Source organism: Leifsonia sp. RCC_180 (assembly GCF_058138205.1).
In genome coordinates, this window is the sequence record NZ_CP200340.1 from 3,810,347 (window position 1) to 3,827,180 (window position 16,834).

At 69.3% G+C, this 16,834-nt stretch carries 17 protein-coding genes; 12 read left to right on the plus strand and 5 right to left on the minus strand.

Annotation, left to right across the window (positions count from 1 at the left end; genetic code table 11):
* The first annotated feature begins 1 nt into the window (after nucleotide 1).
* From argF to AB7E03_RS18685, 4 genes are read left to right on the plus strand one after another with little or no spacing between them, the layout of a single operon-like run.
* Nucleotides 2-940, plus strand: coding sequence for an ornithine carbamoyltransferase (gene argF / locus AB7E03_RS18670; protein ID WP_489942795.1), 939 nt, complete (start codon nucleotides 2-4; stop codon nucleotides 938-940).
* Nucleotides 937-2,397 (plus strand): argininosuccinate lyase, encoded by a 1,461-nt coding sequence (argH, locus tag AB7E03_RS18675; protein ID WP_489942796.1) that lies wholly within the window; start codon nucleotides 937-939, stop codon nucleotides 2,395-2,397. Before argF ends, argH begins: the two co-directional genes overlap by 4 nt.
* The gene (locus AB7E03_RS18680; protein ID WP_441783950.1) at nucleotides 2,397-2,519 is read left to right on the plus strand and encodes a hypothetical protein; all 123 of its coding nucleotides are present in this window, start codon (nucleotides 2,397-2,399) and stop codon (nucleotides 2,517-2,519) included. Before argH ends, AB7E03_RS18680 begins: the two co-directional genes overlap by 1 nt.
* 1 nt (nucleotide 2,520) lies before the next feature.
* Nucleotides 2,521-3,150, plus strand: a complete 630-nt coding sequence (locus AB7E03_RS18685) for a DNA-3-methyladenine glycosylase (protein ID WP_489942797.1) — start codon at nucleotides 2,521-2,523, stop codon at nucleotides 3,148-3,150.
* Between the two features lie 28 nt (nucleotides 3,151-3,178).
* Here AB7E03_RS18685 and AB7E03_RS18690 read toward each other — a convergent pair whose 3' ends face one another.
* Both AB7E03_RS18690 and AB7E03_RS18695 read right to left on the minus strand, forming a co-directional pair.
* Nucleotides 3,179-3,784 carry a hypothetical protein gene (locus AB7E03_RS18690; RefSeq protein ID WP_489942798.1) on the minus strand — a complete coding sequence of 202 codons (606 nt, stop codon included), beginning with the start codon at nucleotides 3,782-3,784 and terminating at the stop codon, nucleotides 3,179-3,181.
* Nucleotides 3,781-4,446, minus strand: coding sequence for a DNA-binding protein (locus AB7E03_RS18695; RefSeq protein WP_489942799.1), 666 nt, complete (start codon nucleotides 4,444-4,446; stop codon nucleotides 3,781-3,783). The genes AB7E03_RS18690 and AB7E03_RS18695 overlap by 4 nt, the downstream gene beginning before the upstream one ends.
* Before the next feature lie 133 nt (nucleotides 4,447-4,579).
* Here AB7E03_RS18695 and tyrS point away from each other — a divergent pair, with 133 nt between their 5' ends.
* From tyrS to AB7E03_RS18710, 3 genes are read left to right on the plus strand one after another with little or no spacing between them, the layout of a single operon-like run.
* Nucleotides 4,580-5,917, plus strand: a complete 1,338-nt coding sequence (gene tyrS, locus AB7E03_RS18700; RefSeq protein WP_489942800.1) for a tyrosine--tRNA ligase — start codon at nucleotides 4,580-4,582, stop codon at nucleotides 5,915-5,917.
* A 22-nt stretch (nucleotides 5,918-5,939) separates the two neighbouring features.
* A complete protein-coding gene (locus tag AB7E03_RS18705; RefSeq protein ID WP_489942801.1) occupies nucleotides 5,940-6,101 on the plus strand; it encodes a hypothetical protein in 162 nt (53 codons plus the stop codon).
* A complete protein-coding gene (locus tag AB7E03_RS18710) occupies nucleotides 6,088-6,888 on the plus strand; it encodes a TlyA family RNA methyltransferase (RefSeq protein ID WP_489942802.1) in 801 nt (266 codons plus the stop codon). Before AB7E03_RS18705 ends, AB7E03_RS18710 begins: the two co-directional genes overlap by 14 nt.
* 700 nt (nucleotides 6,889-7,588) lie before the next feature.
* Here AB7E03_RS18710 and AB7E03_RS18715 read toward each other — a convergent pair.
* The 3 genes from AB7E03_RS18715 to AB7E03_RS18725 are packed head-to-tail and all read right to left on the minus strand — an operon-like array spanning nucleotide 7,589 to nucleotide 10,453.
* On the minus strand, nucleotides 7,589-8,137 hold the full coding sequence (locus AB7E03_RS18715; protein ID WP_489942803.1) for a hypothetical protein: 549 nt from the start codon (nucleotides 8,135-8,137) through the stop codon (nucleotides 7,589-7,591).
* A gap of 41 nt (nucleotides 8,138-8,178) precedes the next feature.
* A complete protein-coding gene (locus AB7E03_RS18720) occupies nucleotides 8,179-10,110 on the minus strand; it encodes an alpha/beta hydrolase (protein ID WP_489942804.1) in 1,932 nt (643 codons plus the stop codon).
* Between the two features lie 52 nt (nucleotides 10,111-10,162).
* A complete protein-coding gene (locus AB7E03_RS18725) occupies nucleotides 10,163-10,453 on the minus strand; it encodes a hypothetical protein (protein ID WP_489942805.1) in 291 nt (96 codons plus the stop codon).
* 237 nt (nucleotides 10,454-10,690) lie between these two features.
* Here AB7E03_RS18725 and AB7E03_RS18730 point away from each other — a divergent pair, with 237 nt between their 5' ends.
* The 5 genes from AB7E03_RS18730 (at nucleotide 10,691) to xerD (ending at nucleotide 16,753) form a co-directional block, all read left to right on the plus strand.
* Nucleotides 10,691-11,608, plus strand: coding sequence for an NAD kinase (locus tag AB7E03_RS18730; protein WP_489942937.1), 918 nt, complete (start codon nucleotides 10,691-10,693; stop codon nucleotides 11,606-11,608).
* Nucleotides 11,601-13,343, plus strand: coding sequence for a DNA repair protein RecN (gene recN, locus AB7E03_RS18735; RefSeq protein WP_489942806.1), 1,743 nt, complete (start codon nucleotides 11,601-11,603; stop codon nucleotides 13,341-13,343). The genes AB7E03_RS18730 and recN overlap by 8 nt, the downstream gene beginning before the upstream one ends.
* A 73-nt stretch (nucleotides 13,344-13,416) precedes the next feature.
* On the plus strand, nucleotides 13,417-15,159 hold the full coding sequence (gene pyrG / locus AB7E03_RS18740) for a CTP synthase (protein WP_441784024.1): 1,743 nt from the start codon (nucleotides 13,417-13,419) through the stop codon (nucleotides 15,157-15,159).
* Nucleotides 15,159-15,851 carry an NUDIX domain-containing protein gene (locus tag AB7E03_RS18745; protein ID WP_489942807.1) on the plus strand — a complete coding sequence of 231 codons (693 nt, stop codon included), beginning with the start codon at nucleotides 15,159-15,161 and terminating at the stop codon, nucleotides 15,849-15,851. Before pyrG ends, AB7E03_RS18745 begins: the two co-directional genes overlap by 1 nt.
* Nucleotides 15,848-16,753, plus strand: coding sequence for a site-specific tyrosine recombinase XerD (gene xerD, locus AB7E03_RS18750; protein ID WP_489942808.1), 906 nt, complete (start codon nucleotides 15,848-15,850; stop codon nucleotides 16,751-16,753). The genes AB7E03_RS18745 and xerD overlap by 4 nt, the downstream gene beginning before the upstream one ends.
* Nucleotides 16,754-16,834 lie beyond the last annotated feature (81 nt).

Here is a 16,834-nt window from a genome sequence, read left to right on the forward strand (position 1 = left end):
CATGACCCGGCACTTCCTCCGCGACGACGACCTCTCGCCTGCCGAGCAGGCGGAGGTGCTCGCGCTCGCCGCCGACCTCAAGCGCGAACGGTTCTCGGCGAAGCCGCTCGCCGGTCCGCAGACCGTCGCGGTGATCTTCGACAAGACCTCCACGCGCACCCGCGTCTCGTTCGCCGTCGGCATCGCGGACTTGGGAGGCAGCCCGCTGATCATCCAGAGCGGCGAGAGCCAGCTCGGCGGCAAGGAGTCGCTCGCGGACACCGCGCGCGTGCTGGAGCGGATGGTCGCCGCGATCGTCTGGCGCACCTACGCCCAGTCCGGTCTGGAGGAGCTGGCGGCGGGGACGCGCGTCCCGGTCGTCAACGCACTGTCGGACGACTTCCACCCGTGCCAGATCCTCGCGGACCTGCTGACCGTCCAGGAGCACAAGGGCCACACCGAGGGGCTCACCATGAGCTACTTCGGCGATGGAGCCAACAACATGGCGCACTCCTACCTGCTGGGCGGTGTGACGGCGGGCATGCACGTTCGGATCGCCGCGCCGGCGGACTACGCGCCCGACGAGCGGATCGTCGCTGACGCGCGCGCGATCGCCGAGCGGACCGGCGGCTCGGTCGCCGTGCTGACCGATCCGGCCGAAGCCGCCGCCGGGGCAGACGTCATGGTCACCGACACCTGGGTCTCGATGGGCAAAGAGGACGAGAAAGCCGAGCGGGTGACCGTCTTCGGCGACTACACGGTCGACTCCCGCCTGATGGCACTCGCCGCCCCCGACGCGATCTTCCTGCACTGCCTCCCCGCGTACCGCGGCTACGAGGTCAGCGCTGAGGTGCTCGACGGGCCGCAGTCGGTCATCTGGGACGAAGCGGAGAACCGGCTGCACGCGCAGAAAGCGCTGCTCGCCTGGCTGCTGCAGCACAACGAGGAGGCGGCCGCGTGAGCGATCAGAACGGCACAGGCGGCGTCGGCCACACCGGAGAAGGCTCCCTCTGGGGAGGCCGCTTCGCCGGCGGGCCGTCGCCGGAACTCGCGGCCCTCAGCAAGTCCACCCACTTCGACTGGGACCTCGCCTCCTACGACATCGCGGGATCGCGTGCGCACGCTCGTGCGCTGGCTTCAGCCGGCTACCTGACCCCCGAAGAGCTGGATGGGATGCTGGCCGCCCTCGACAAGCTCGACCGGGACGTCGCCTCCGGCGCCTTCACCGCGGCCGAGTCGGACGAGGACGTGCACGGCGCGCTGGAGCGAGGTCTCATCGAGCGGGCGGGCGCGGACGTCGGCGGCAAGCTGCGGGCCGGTCGGAGCCGAAACGATCAGATCGCCACGCTGATCCGGCTCTACCTGCGCGACCACGCCGGGATCATCGCCGAACAGCTGATCGCGCTGGTGGACGCCATCGCCTCCCAGGCGGACGCGCATCCCGCCGCCATCCTGCCCGGACGCACGCACCTCCAGCACGCCCAGCCGGTGCTCCTCGCGCACCACCTGCTCGCGCACTGCTGGCCGCTGGTCCGCGATCTGGAACGGCTGGCCGACTGGGACCGCCGCGCCGACGTGTCGCCCTACGGGTCGGGCGCGCTCGCCGGCTCGACCCTCGGCCTCGACCCGCTGCTCGTCGCGCGCGAGCTGGGCTTCGCACGCAGCTCCGAGAACTCGATCGACGGCACGGCCGCACGGGATGTGGTGGCCGAGTTCGCGTTCGTCGCTGCCCAGATCGGCGTCGACCTGTCGCGCTTCGCCGAGGAGATCATCATCTGGAACACCCGCGAGTTCGGTTTCGTCACGCTTGACGACGGCTACTCGACCGGGTCGTCCATCATGCCGCAGAAGAAGAATCCCGACATCGCGGAACTGGCGCGCGGCAAGGCGGGCCGGCTCATCGGCAATGCGACCGGGCTGCTCACCACGCTGAAGGGCCTTCCGCTCGCATACAACCGCGACCTCCAGGAGGACAAGGAGCCGGTCTTCGACTCCGTCCGCACCCTGGAGACCGTGCTGCCGGCCTTCACCGGGATGGTTGCGACGCTGCGGTTCCACACCGACCGGATGGCGGAGCTGGCGCCGCAGGGGTTCTCGCTCGCGACCGACGTCGCGGAGTGGCTGGTCAAGCAGCACGTCCCGTTCCGGACCGCGCACGAGCTCAGCGGAAGCCTGGTCCGCTTCGCTGAGGAGAACGGGCTGGAACTGCACGAGGTCGACGACGAGCAGCTCGCCGCCATCTCGCCGCTGCTGACCCCCGAGGTGCGGTCCGTGCTCTCGGTGGAGGGCTCGGTCGCCAGCCGCGACGGCGTCGGCGGAACCGCTCCCGACCGCGTCGCCGAGCAGCTCGCCGCGCTCACCGACCATGTCCGCAAGGCGGCGCTCGCGCTCCGCGCATCCCGGAGGGACCTCGTCTGATGGCACGATTCGAACCCGAGCGGAAACGCCCCTGGATCATCACGGTCGTCGTCGTGGTCGCCATCGCTGTGATCGCGGTCGGCCTCATCGTCGCGGTGGCCGCGGGCGGCCGGATCTTCTGACGTGACCCTGTACCGTCCTGAGCGCGACGAGTTCCTGGCGTCGTCGCTGGAGGTCGCCCCGCGCCTCCTCGGGGCGGTCCTGCGGCACGACTCGCCGGACGGCGCGGTCGCGCTGCGGATCACCGAGGTGGAGGCGTACATCGGCGACGGCCTCGACCCCGGTTCGCACGCCTTCCGCGGTCGCACCAAGCGCAATGCGGTCATGTACGGGCCACCCGGTCACCTGTACGCGTACTTCACCTACGGGATGCACGTGTGCGCCAACATCGTCTGCTCACCCGAGGGTCAGGCGACCGCGGTGCTGCTGCGGGCGGCCGAGGTGATCGAGGGGGAGGACCTCGCCGAGGCGCGGCGCGTCGGAGCGAGCGGGCGCCGCATCCCTCACCGCGATCTCGCGCGCGGGCCGGCGCGACTGGTCGTGGCGGCGGGGATGAGTCTTGCCGACGACGGCGCCGACGTGTTCAGCCCGCCCTTCGAGTTGCTGCTGCCTCGAGAGCAAGCGGTGTACGAGACCGGGCCGCGGACCGGGGTGTCCGGTGCCGGCGGAGGCCTCGAGTTCCCGTGGCGCTACTGGCTGCCCGGCGACCCGACTGTGTCGCCGTACAAGCGGCACCCGAAATCGCACGACTGACGCGTCCGGCCGGACGCCGGTGCCGCCCTCAGCCGGCGACGATGCGGAAGACGCCCGCGCAGAGGCACGCCCAGATGATGCTCGTCAGGGTGCCGATGATGAAGCGCTCACGTGCCTCGGCCTCCTCCAGCTCGGTGAAGCGTCCGACGCCTTTGATCGCGATCAGCACCGCGAGGCCCTCCGGGAAGCCGGCCATGATCGTGCCCGCCGCGGCCAGACGTTCCAGCAGGCCGATGGTGGTTCCGCCGCGCAGCACCTCGCGCGTCGTCGTGCCGCCCTCCGGCGTCATCGCCCGCACCAGGATGCCGCCGTGAGCGCTCGGCTCGGTGGTGCTGCGGGTCGCCAGGGCGAGCACCAGTTGCGACACCGGCCAGCCGCCCAACACCGCGAGGGCCAGCGCGGCGAGACCGATCAGGAGCCGGAGGGCGAACGGGGCATGCTGCGCCGGGATCAGCACCACGACGAGCGTCGCGGCCAGCAGCCCGGTGGCGCAATAGACGAGCGGGCGGCGCGGTGTCCGCAGTGTGGCCACGATGCAGCCGAGCGCCGCGATCAGGAGGAGCAGGGCGAGCACCCACAGCGCGTGAGGAGCGAGCTGGCTGAGCAGCACGGGGGTCGGCGGCCACGTCGTCATGCGTTCTCCTGTGCGTCTCGTGCGTCTGGTGCCTGTGGTGCGTCTCGTGCGTCCGGCGCGTCAGCCTGTGCGGCGTCCGCGCGTGCCAACAGCCTAGTCAGGGCCGGGATGGCGGCGAGCTCGACACGGAGGCCGGCGGCGCGGGCCCGGTCGCTGGCCGACTGCGGGGTGATGCCGAGTCGCGCGCCGGCTTCCGCCTGGGTGAGACCGGAGGAGACGAGGTCGAAGAGCTCCCAGCCGGCGGCGGTCCGGCCCTCGCGGAGCGTCAGCAGCAGGGTGAGCAGGGCCTCCACATCCGCCGCCGGCTCCTCGGCCCGGAGTGCTTCGACGGCGAACCGCGCCGGGGCGCGCTTGGCTCGGCCGACGGCCGTCCGCGCCGCCACGAAGGCGTCGCCCGTCGCCTCCCGGGTGTTCTCGGGAAGGGGGAGGCGGACCTCGCCGAGGCCCAGCCCGACGCTCCAGGCGCCCTCCCGGGTCAGGGTGAGGATGAGCTCCAGAGCAGTGGCCGCGTCTGCCGTGAGGGCCTGGAGCTCGTCGCCGGCGTTGCGGTCCGGCGGCAGGGCGAGGTGTGCGGAGAAGCGGTCTCCGATCGTTTCGAGCGCCGGGGCGACGATGTCGGCGCGCCGTCTGCTGTCCACCTGGTCGGCGGTGATGACGAACATGGTTCCTCCTCGCATCAGGCCCTGAGCCCTGATTTACAGCATATCAGGTCTGTGGGCCTTATCAATAGCCCATCAGGCCTCACGGCCTGACACCCCAGTGACCGGGCCGCCGCCCCGCTGGTAGCCTGAACGGGTGTCCGAAACCGCCCTCACCCGTGACCAGGCGAGCGACCGCGCGCTCAGCCTCGCCGCCCAGACCAACGACGCCTCCTTCGACGACGTCTGGGACGAACTGAAGTGGCGCGGCCTCATCCACGTCTCGACCGATGAAGCCGCCCTCAAAGAACTCCTGACCGGCGGGCCCATCACCTACTACTGCGGTTTCGACCCGACCGCGGCCAGCCTCCACCTCGGCAACCTCGTGCAGCTGCTCACGATGCGCCGTCTGCAGCTCGCCGGTCACCGGCCCCTGGGCCTCGTCGGTGGCTCCACCGGCCTCATCGGCGACCCGCGGCCGTCCGCCGAGCGCACGCTTACACCTAAGGAGACCGTCGCCGAGTGGGTGGGCTACCTGCAGGCGCAGGTCACCCGGTTCCTCTCCGACGAGGGTGAGAACGCCGTGCGCCTGGTCAACAACCTCGACTGGACGGCGCCGATGTCGGCGATCGACTTCCTGCGCGAGATCGGCAAGCACTTCCGCGTCGGCACCATGCTGAAGAAGGATGCGGTCGCCGCGCGCCTCAACTCCGACGAGGGGATCTCGTACACCGAGTTCAGCTACCAGATCCTGCAGGGGATGGACTACCTCGAGCTCTTCCGCCAGTACGGCTGCGTCCTCCAGACAGGCGGAAGCGACCAGTGGGGCAACCTCACCAGCGGCACGGAGCTCATCCGCAAGGTCGAGGGCGCCCACGTGCACGCCATCGGCACGCCGCTGATCACCAACAGCGACGGCACCAAGTTCGGCAAGAGCGAGGGCAACGCCGTCTGGCTCGACCCGGCGCTCACCTCGCCCTACGCGATGTACCAGTTCTGGCTGAACACTGACGACGCGGATGTGATCGACCGGCTCAAGGTGTTCACCTTCCTGTCGCGCGCCGAGATCGACGAGCTGGCGCAGAAGGTCGCCGACGAGCCGTTCCGGCGCGAGGCGCAGCGACGCCTGGCGTTCGAGGTCACCTCGCTCGTCCACGGCGTCGCGGCGACGGAGGCGGCCATCGCCGCATCCCAGGCCCTCTTTGGTCAGGGAGACCTGGCCGACCTCGACTCGGTCACCCTCGAGGCGGCCCTCCGCGAGCTCCCGAACACGACTACGACCGAGCCGTCGACCACCGTGGCGCAGGCGCTCATCGACACCGGGCTGACCTCCAGCCTCGGCGAGGCGCGGCGTGCGGTCGCGCAGGGCGGCGTCTACGTCAACAACGTGAAGGTGGAGGATGCGGAGCAGCCGATCGGCTCTTCCGTGCTCCCCGGAGACATGGTCGTGTTGCGACGCGGCAAGAAGACCCTCGCTGGTGTGTTCGTCGCCTGACGAGCTGACGTACGGTTGAGCCATGTCCGATGAACAGCAGGATGCCGGGGCCGAGGAGGCTCTCGTCGCCCGGCTCGACGTGATCGAGGAGCAGCCGCTGACCGCCCGCGCCGACGCGTACGCGCAGCTCCACGAGCAGCTCCGCCGGACGCTGGAGGGCGACGACGAGCATGGCCGGGGCTGACCGCCGCCTCGACGTCGCACTCGCCGAGCTCGGCCTCGCGCGGTCGCGCTCGCACGCTGCGACGCTGATCGCGGAGGGCCTGGTGACGGTCGACGGCCGCCCGGTGGTGCGCGCGTCGGCAAAGGTCGGCGACAGCCAGGAGGTCCGGGTCGCAGGCGCCGACCAGTACGTCAGTCGCGGTGCGCACAAGTTGATCGCAGCGCTCGACGCGTTCTCCATCGACCCCTCCGGCCGGATCGCGCTCGACGCCGGCGCCTCCACGGGCGGATTCAGTCAGGTCCTGCTGGAGCGCGGCGCGGCGCGGGTCATCGCGGTGGATGTCGGGCACGGCCAGCTGTCACCGGTGATCGCGGGGGAGGAGCGCCTGCAGTCGTTCGAGGGCGTGAACGTGCGCTCCCTCACGGCCGACGCTCTCGCCGCCCTCACGGGCGACGAGGTGCGGCCGGACCTGGTGGTCGCCGACCTGTCCTTCATCTCGCTCACGCAGGTCATCCCCGCGCTGGTGGCGACCGCGACGAGCACGGCCGACTTCGTGCTGCTGGTGAAACCGCAGTTCGAGGTGGGGAGGCAGGGCATCCGGGAGGGGGTCGTCCGGGATGCGGGACTGCGCGCCGACGCCGTGTCCGACGTCCTGTGGGCCGCCTTCGACGCTGGGCTCGGGACGGCGGGCGTGATCGCGTCGCCGATCGCCGGCGGCCACGGCAACAAGGAGTTCCTGGCCTGGTTCCGGAGGGGCGCACCAGACCCGTCCGGCCTGCGGGATGACGTCGTCCTGCTTTCGCGCTGAGTGATGCTTCCGCGGAGCTAGCGACTCGAAACGGGGGCCGGACTCGCGTGCCTACTCCCGGGAGGCGTCGCGAGGGCGTGATCTGCGGTCAGCGGCCCACCCGGGAATGCAACCACCGGTCGTGTCCGACTGGGTGTATCGGCGGGAATTCATGCAGTCCGCCCCATAGCCGACGGCCCGGCATTGAGGCCGCCATCCGACGGCGAGCGAGGAACGCGCGAGGGGCCACACATCAGCGTGCTAAATCCGCTGGCGACCATGGCGATGTCTCCGGTTCCATCGCGTGCGCTCGCCGGTCGAAAATGCCCCTGTCAAGCCGGTGCCGACAAGGGGCACGGTTGCAGAACGGCGACCTGGCGGCGACGGCGGCGGCTGCGCCTAACGCCCATCGCGGAATGTTCATCACGTGCTCCTCCCACGGCGCAGCGTGCACGACGGGCGCCTCTGATTACATGACCTGGCCAGGGCGTCGAATCCACGCCGGGCGTTCTTGCCTGCGGGATCGTTCGGTAGGCGCTCAAACGGCGCGCGTGAGCTGCCTCGCGGAGGAAGTTGGCTTGCAGCCGGGCAAGCTGAGTGTGGCGACGACGGTGGTAGCGCGGGTGCTGCGGCGAGTTTCGTCGCCGCTACTGTGCAGGGAAACGCCTCGACGCGGTCGACTGAGCCCGCAATCGGGCGCGACACGACGGGCGCGATCCCGTCATTCCCATTTCACGCATTCGCTGTGCGCGCCGATCCCAAGGATTTGTGTGCTGGCGGCGAAGTGAAGGCCGGCGCTGTGGGGGAGGTCGACGTTGATGGAGCGGCCTCGGGTGGTGTCCTGTTCGGGGGGTCCGATTTGGCGGATGGTGTAGCCGAGGCCTTCCCAATAGGTGCGGACCTTCTCGGTGACGGACTCTGGATCGAACTCGGTCGAGGGGTCCGCCAATTGCCGCACAGAGATGAAGTATTGACCGGTGGTGGCCTCGTTGTCACACGAAGTCCACGACCATGTTGCCCTCTGTTCGAGGTTGGCGGAGTCGAAGGGGAGCTCATGGTCGTCGAGGAATTCACCGCCGGCAAGTTGTGCGACATCGTTGACCTGTTGCACGACGTCGTCGAGGAGCTGGGTTTTGGTTTTGGTGGAGAGGCCGTCGAGTGGTGGGTTGATGCCGGGTTGTGTCACGGGTCCTCCTGGATAGATGCACGCGGTCAGGGTGAGGGTGATTGCGATGGTGAGGGCGGCACGGATACTGCGCGGGAGTTTCATTGTCTGCCTTACAGTGAGGCGGCTCGTCGGTGTGGGAGCTTCTAGTCGTGCAGGGTGCTGGTGGCGCGACCGTTGATTTTGCCATCGACGCCGAGAGTTGCCGCAGCGGTGTTGTGGAGGGCTTCAGTGTCGTTGTTGAAGTAGCCGTGGCCAGCGGTGGCGTGAGGAATCTCGAACAAGCCGCCGTTGTCGGTGCCGTTTCCGAGGGTGTCGTGACCGTCGGTGGGTTGAAGGTGCTGGGAGGGGTCTCCTTCGGAGGAGAACACGCGGGCACCGTATCGGTAGTCGCGTGGGTCGACCCGTCCGGACCCGGCGCGGCCTAGGTCGGCGATTTGATCGCGTGAGGACTGGGTGGCATACACGTGTTGTGCGCCGCCGTCGACGCGGAGGTCGGTGAGAGCGCTGAAGCCGCCTTCGACCCCGGCGGAGGCGACGAACACCACTGATTGGACGTTGTGGGTCAGATCACGGAGGGCGTTGCTGGCTACGGTGGTGCCGTAGGAGTGCGCGGCGACCGCGGTGTAGGGGTGCGGGTTACCGCCGAGGATGCTAGATGCTGCCCACTGCCCGTCCAGTTCGGCCGACAGTCGACTACCGCCCGCTTTCGCTTTATCGCCCTGGAGGACGGAATCGAGTCCGGGCGGGTCATATCCGATCCAAGCAACGACCATGTGCGGCGAACCGTCCATGTCTTTCTGTTCGTTGTACATGTTGATACCGGCGTCGGTCCAGCCTTTGAGGCGCCCGGGTTCGCCGAGTCCGCTGTCCATGCCGGGGACCATCCAGGTGACCTTCCCGGATGCTTCCGCACGGGTGTCTCCAATGGCGACAGCCGCGAGGGGCGGGGTGTGGCGGAGGTTGTAGGAGAGCAGCCCGCGTGCTGGTTTCTGTGCTTTGGCGAGTGCTTCGTAGTCGGCTGGAGTTCCGCCGGGGATCTTCTTGATGCCGAGGGCGGCGAGGAGGTCGGTGAGGGTTTTGCCCTTGACGGAGTCGGGGCTGATGGTGGGGTCGTTGAGGTCGCGTTGGAGTTGGTTGGCGTTGGCGTGGATGCGGGTGTCGGCGTCGAGGCCGGGGAGGTTGCCGATGATCTCCGGCGCGGCTTTGCACCATTGTTCGCGAAGCTCGGGGCTGAGCTTCTTCCACCACGCCGCCGTTTTCTCGGACGGGGGTGGGCTGTCGCAGAACTTCTGGGCCAGGGCGGGGTCGCGGGCCAGGAGCAGCGCCAACTCGCCGGGGGTGAGTGTGGTCAGCATGTTCGCCAGCGCCGCCCCGGTCATCGCGGGTGCGTCGATCTTCGCGAAGCTGGTGACGGTGGTGACGAAGTCGGTCAGTTGTGTCGGCGCGATGGCGGGCATGGCCCCGTACAGGGTGGCTTCCAGGGCGTTTCTGAACACGCCCTCTTCGTTGTGGTACTGCTCGGCGGCGGTGGCGGCGTCGCGTTTTGCCTGCGCCAACCGGTCCTGCGCGTCCTCCAGCAGCCGTTGCGCGCTGCTGAGCTCAATGTTCGCGTCATCGGCGTGGCGGCGTGCCGCGGCCAGTTCTGAACCGGTGGGGACGTGGGTACCGGCCGGTGGGGCGGTGGTGGCGTACTGCTTGTACGTTTTCTCCAGCAGCGTCAGTGCCGCGTGCAAGGCGGCCTGCTCGACGCTCAGGGAGCTGATGGTGGCTTCGGCGGTGGCGATGTCCTCCAGGGCGTCTTCTGCCGCCCGCAGGGCCGCATCAGCCACACCCTGTTGCGCCCATATCACCGAGCACCAGGCGTTGGAGGCGTCACGGGCTTCGTTGAACCGTTTCGATGTCTCCCGGCAGCCTGTGCTCACCGTCTGCAGGCGTTCCGCGAACATGGTCGCCGCGTACCCGGACCAGTGCGGTTCCCCGACCTGCTCCAGCACGTCGTTGAGCTTGTCCGCCCGGTGCCAAAGCCACTCGGCCATCGACTGGAAGTCCTTGGTCCGCCCATCGATCGCTTGCATGTCTCCCGGTGTCGGATCCTCATCCAGTCCGACCGGGGACCAATCCGTCGAGTTAGAACGCATGCGGTGCACCCGCCGTGAAGCTTTCAGCGCTTTTCGCGTCGCGCTGCTCATACACGTCCGCGGCCGAACCCAGCGCCGTGCTCAACGAGTCAACACCGGAGGAAAGGTTCGACAGTCCCGAACGCCAATACGCGTCGAACTGCTCAAACACCGCCACCGCGCGGGCATCCCCCAGACTCCCCGGCACAGCAGAAGAGGCCTTACGCCCACCATTCGCCTCATGCAGCGAGCGCGCGCTCACCCGCAGCTGCGCCGTATCGACCTTGACTTTTGTGCTCACGCGGTACTCCACTAAAACTGACGAAGAAGACAACTAGCACGTTAGCAGAGGAACAGAAATACAATACGAATGAGGCTGTAATCCGGACATCATCGGATAGTGGGAGCGGCTCACTGTGGACGCCCACAGTTCGCGCTGAGTGAACGTTCTCCACAAACCTCTGCCCGTGGCCTCGCCCGGCGCGCGAAAACCGACAGAATGGGAGAACGGCTTTCGACAGGAGGGAACGTGACACTGATGGGTGCAGCGACGCGGTACATCCTCGTCGTCGCGCACACCGGTCGTCAGGAGTCCCTCGAAGCGGGTGTCCGGGTATCCCGGCAGCTGCTCGACGCGGGCGTCGTCCCGGTGCTGAGTGCCGACGAGCGCAGAGACCTGCTGGAGGCCGATCCTTCGCTCGACGCGGTGGCGGTGCTCGACGACGACGTAGCGGCCAGCGAGTTGGAGCTCGTGATCGTCCTGGGCGGTGACGGCACCATCCTGCGTGCGGCTGAACTCGTGCGGGGCTGCTCCGCTCCACTGCTCGGGGTGAACCTCGGGCACGTCGGCTTCCTGGCCGAGAGCGAGCGCGACGACCTCGAGACGGCGGTCGCACGCGGGCTCGCGAAAGACTACGAGGTCGAGGAGCGCATGACGCTCTCGGCGCGGGTGAAGGTCGGGCGCGAGGTCGTCTACGAGAGCTGGGCGCTCAACGAGGCGACGGTCGAGAAGGCGAGTCGCGAGCGGATGCTCGAGGTCGTCATCGAGGTCGACGGCCGGCCGATGTCGAGTTTCGGCTGCGACGGCGTGGTGATGTCGACGCCGACCGGCTCGACGGCGTACTCCTTCTCTGCTGGCGGCCCGGTGGTCTGGCCAGGCGTAGCCGCGCTTCTCCTGGTGCCGCTGAGCGCGCACGCGCTGTTCTCCCGGCCGTTGGTGGTGGATGCGGATTCCTCGCTCGCCGTCGAGCTCCTCGATCGCGCGGGCGGCGCCGGCATCCTCTGGTGCGACGGCCGCCGGCCCTTCGACCTTCCCCCGGGTGCGCGTGTCGTCGTCCGGCGCTCGCCCATCCCGGTGCGCCTGGCGCGGCTGCACCCCGGGCCCTTCACCGATCGGCTGGTGCACAAGTTCGATCTGCCCGTGACCGGGTGGAGAGGGCCGGTGGGGCGTGACTGACGCGCGCGGCGGCATCGAGGAGATCTCGATCAAAGACCTGGGCGTCATCGCCGACGCCTCGCTCCCGCTCGGCGCCGGGTTCACCGCGATCACCGGGGAGACGGGCGCGGGCAAGACCATGGTCGTCTCGGCCCTCGGGCTGCTGCTCGGTGAGCGCGCCGACACCGGCGCCGTCCGGCTCGGCAGCCCGCAGGCGTGGGTCGAGGGTCGCTGGCGCGTGCCGTCATCCGGTGAGGTCGTCGAGCGCGTGCGCGACGCGGGAGGCGACGTCGACCCCATCGACGCGGCGGAGGCCGAGCTCGTTCTGAGCCGTTCCGTCTCGGCCGAAGGGCGGTCGCGGGTGGTTGTCGGAGGCCGGAGCGCGCCGGTCGCGGTCCTGACCGAACTCGGTGAGCAGCTCGTCGTCGTCCACGGGCAGTCCGATCAGCTGCGGCTCAAGTCGGCCATCGCCCAGCGCGCAGCGCTCGACCGGTTCGCCGGCCCCGCGTTCGCAGAGGCGCTGAGCACCTACGAGCAGGTGTTCCACCGCTGGCGCGACAACCGGGCCGAGCTCGACGAGCTCATCGCCGACCAGGACCGCCGCGCCCGCGAAGCCGACGACCTGCGGGTAGCGATGGCCGAGATCGAGTCCGTCGCACCGCAGCCCGGAGAGGATGACGAACTGGCCGAGCGGGCAGAGCGCCTCACCAACCTCGAAGACCTGCGCCTCGCCGCCGGTGCGGCCCGCGAGCTCCTGAGCGCCGAGGTGTCCGAGAGTGTGGATGCGCTGGGTCTGCTGGACAACGCGCGCCGGCAGCTGGAGCGCGTCGCGCCCCACGACAGCGCCCTGCGGCCGATGGCCGAGTCGGTCGCCGAGGCCAACTACCTGATCTCGGACATCGCGGCGCAACTGTCCACGTATCTGGACGCGCTCGACGCCGACGGCGCGCATGAACTCGAGGTCGTGCAGGAGCGCCGCTCCGAGCTCGCGATCCTCCTCCGGAAGTACGGCCCCACCCTCGACGATGTCATCCGGACCCTCGAGACGGGCAGCCTCCGGCTTCTCGAACTCGATGGCGACGCCGACCGGATCGGCGAGCTGTCGCGCGAGGTCGAGTCCGACGCGGCGCTCGTCCAAGACCTGGCTGCGGGACTGAGCGCCGAACGCGCGGCCGCTGCCGCACGTCTCTCCGAAGCCGTCACCGACGAGCTGTCTGCCCTCGCCATGCCGGATGCGCGCGTCGTCGTCGAGGTGACCCAGCGCGACGACGGCGACCTGCAGACGTACTCGGCCACCGGCCGCGACCAGGTCGCCTTCCTGCTGCAGCCGCATCCCGGCGCCGAACCGCGCCCGCTCGGGAAGGGCGCCTCCGGCGGTGAGCTCTCGCGCGTGATGCTGGCGATCGAGGTCGTCATCGCCGGCACCGATCCGGTTCCGACGTTCATTTTCGACGAGGTCGACGCCGGTGTCGGCGGAGCCTCCGCCATCGAGATCGGCCGGCGCCTCGCCCGCCTCGCCGAGTCGGCGCAGGTCATCGTCGTCACCCACCTGGCCCAGGTCGCCGCCTTCGCCAACAACCACCTCACGGTCGTGAAGGGCAGCGACGGCGCGGTCACCGCATCCAGTGTCCGCCGTCTCGACGGCGACGAGCGCATCGCCGAGATGGCGCGCCTGCTCTCCGGCCTGCCCGACTCCGAGAGCGGCCTCGCGCACGCCCGGGAGCTCGTGGACATGGCGTCCGCGGCTCGCCGGTGAGCGCATCCCGAACGTATCGCCGGGCTCGTCGCGTCCGAGTGCCCGTCGACCGGTGATAGGCTGTAAGCCCGTGGTGGATTATTCAGACGCGGGCCCTTCAAGCGGCAAAAACACAGCAAACGGCATTACCAAACACATTTTCGTGACTGGTGGTGTCGTTTCTTCGTTGGGGAAGGGCCTCACGGCGGCCTCCCTCGGCAACCTTCTGACGGCCCGCGGTCTCCGCGTGGTCATGCAGAAGCTCGACCCTTATCTCAACGTGGATCCGGGCACCATGAACCCGTTCCAGCACGGTGAGGTCTTCGTCACCGACGACGGCGCCGAGACCGATCTCGACATTGGCCACTACGAGCGCTTCCTCGACATCAACCTCGGCCAGTCGGCCAACGTCACCACCGGCCAGATCTACTCCAACGTCATCGCGAAGGAGCGCCGCGGCGAGTACCTCGGCGACACGGTCCAGGTCATCCCGCACATCACCGACGAGATCAAGCGCCGGATGCGGCTGCAGGCGCAGCCGGGTCCGGACGGCGAGCCCGCCCCCGACGTCATCATCACCGAGATCGGCGGAACCGTCGGCGACATCGAGTCGCAGCCGTTCATCGAGTCGGCCCGCCAGGTGCGCCACGAGCTGGGCCGCAAGAACTGCTTCTTCGTGCACGTCTCGCTCGTGCCGTTCATGAACGCCTCCGGCGAGCAGAAGACCAAGCCGACGCAGCACTCGGTCGCAGCGCTGCGCTCGATCGGTATCCAGCCGGATGCCCTGGTGCTCCGCAGCGACCGCCCGGTCTCCGACAGCAACAAGCGCAAAATCGCCCTGATGTGCGACGTGGATGAGGCTGCCGTCGTCAACGCGGTCGATGTGCCCTCGATCTACGACATCCCGACGATGCTGCACGACCAGGGTCTGGACGCGTACATCATCGACCAGCTGGGGCTCGACAAGGCGGACGACGTCGACTGGAACGGCTGGGCCCGGCTGCTGGAGTCGGTGCACGACCCCAAGCACGAGGTCACGATCGGCCTGGTCGGCAAGTACATCGACCTGCCGGATGCGTACCTCTCGGTCACCGAGGCCCTCCGCGCGGGTGGCTTCGCCCACCGCACCAAGGTGAAGCTGAAGTGGATCGCCTCCGACGAGTGCCAGACACCGGAGGGCGCGGCCGCGCAGTTGAGCGACGTCGACGCGATCTGCGTGCCGGGCGGTTTCGGCGTGCGCGGCATCGAGGGCAAGGTGGGCGCGCTGCGCTTCGCCCGCGAGAACGGCATCCCGGCCCTCGGCTTGTGCCTCGGCCTGCAGTGCATGGTCATCGAGTACGCCCGGCACGAGGCCGGTCTGCTGGGTGCGTCGTCGTCGGAGTTCGACCCGGAGACCGAGTTCCCGGTGATCGCGACGATGGCCGAGCAGGTCGACATCATCGCAGGGGGTGACCTGGGCGGCACCATGCGTCTTGGCCTCTACCCGGCGAACCTCGCTGAGGGCTCGCTGGTCGCCGACCTGTACGGCGCGAGCGAGGCATCCGAGCGTCACCGCCACCGCTACGAGGTGAACAACAACTACCGCGAGCAGATCGCCGACGCGGGCCTGTGGTTCTCCGGCACGTCGCCGGACGGCCACCTGGTCGAGTACGTCGAGCTGCCGCGCGACGTGCACCCGTTCTACGTGGGCACGCAGGCGCATCCCGAGCTGCGGTCGCGGCCGAACCGTGCGCACCCGCTGTTCGCCGGGCTGGTCGGCGCTGCGCTCGATCGCCAGAAGGCCAGCCTTCTGTTCGAGGTCGCCGAAGCCGACGCCGAGATGGTCGCCGAGGCCTGATGACCGCCGAGGAGACCGCCGAGGAGACCACCGACCAGACCGTCGACCAGACTGTCGACGACCAGACAGCGGCCGGCCTGAACGACCAGCCGTTCCGTCCGGAGATCGTGTCGTCGGAGACCGCGTTCGAGGGCAAGATCTGGAACGTCCGCCGCGACGTCTTCCGCTACAACGGCGAGGAGATCACGCGGGAGTACGTCGACCACACCGGCGCCGTCGGCATCCTTGCGTTGGATGACGACGGTCGCGTCCTGCTGATCCGTCAGTACCGTCACCCGGTGCGCCACCGCGACTGGGAGATTCCGGCGGGCCTCCTCGACATGGGCGGCGAGAGTCCGCTCGATGCCGCGAAGCGCGAGCTGGGGGAGGAGGCGGACCTCGAGGCGGACCAGTGGAACGTCCTCGCCGACGTGTTCACCAGCCCCGGCGGCAACGACGAGTCGATCCGCATCTACCTGGCCCGGGGTGTGCGCTCCACCGGTTCCGAGTTCGCGCGGGAGGCGGAAGAGGCTGACATCGAGGTGCGCTGGGGGCCGCTCGACGAGGCCGTGGAGGCGGTGCTCGAGCGCCGCGTCCACAATGCCCCGCTGATCATCGCGCTGCTGGCCGCACGCACCGCCCGCGAGGGTGGCTGGAGCACGCTCGGCGCAGCGAACGAGCCCTGGCCGAGCCACCCCAAGCTTTCGAGATGACCGTCGCGGCCGATGTCGACGTGTTCCTCAGACACGTCGCCATCGAGCGCGGACTCTCGGCGAACACGGTCGCGGCGTACCGCCGAGACCTTGGCGTGTACGGCGCCTGGCTCGACGAGCAGGGGGTCACGGACGTCAGCTCCGTGACACCCGCGACGCTGTCGGCCTTCGCCGTGCACCTCGGGACGCGAGAGGAGTCGGCGCTCACCGCATCCTCTCTGGCGCGGATGCTGTCGACCGTGCGTGGATTCCACCGGTTCCTGCTCGAGGAAGGCCGCGTCGAGGTGGATGCGGCACGCGACCTCCGCCCGCCGAAGCTGCCCAGCCGCCTTCCGAAGGCGATCACCGTCGACCAGGTGGCCGCCCTGCTGGCCGCCACCGACGGCGACGAGGTCTCGGCACTGCGTGACAAGGCCCTCCTGGAGTTGATGTACGCCACGGGCGCACGCGTCAGCGAGGCCGTCGGCCTGAACGTCGACGATGTGATCGACACCGACGTGGTGCGGCTGACCGGCAAGGGCAGCAAGCAGCGCATGGTGCCGCTCGGGAGCTTCGCGCAGGAGGCCGTCTCGGCGTACCTGGTGCGGGCACGGCCCGTGCTGTCCGCGAAGGGCCGGGCGACGCCCGCACTCTTCCTCGGGATGCGCGGAGCCCGGCTCTCGCGCCAGAACGTGTGGCTGATCATCCGAGCGGCAGCGGAGCGGGCGGAGCTCGGCCTGGAGATCTCGCCGCACACCCTCCGTCACTCGTTCGCGACGCACCTTCTCGCCGGCGGGGCGGATGTACGGGTCGTGCAGGAGCTGCTGGGACACTCCTCCGTGGCGACGACGCAGATCTACACGCTCGTCACGGCGGACACCCTGCGTGACGTGTACACGTCGGCGCACCCACGCGCTCGCTGACCGCCCGCTGAGCCGCCCGCCGGTTCGGCGAGCGACCGCTACCGTTCGTTGCGTTCGCCGGTGCTCGCGCAGCGGCGAACG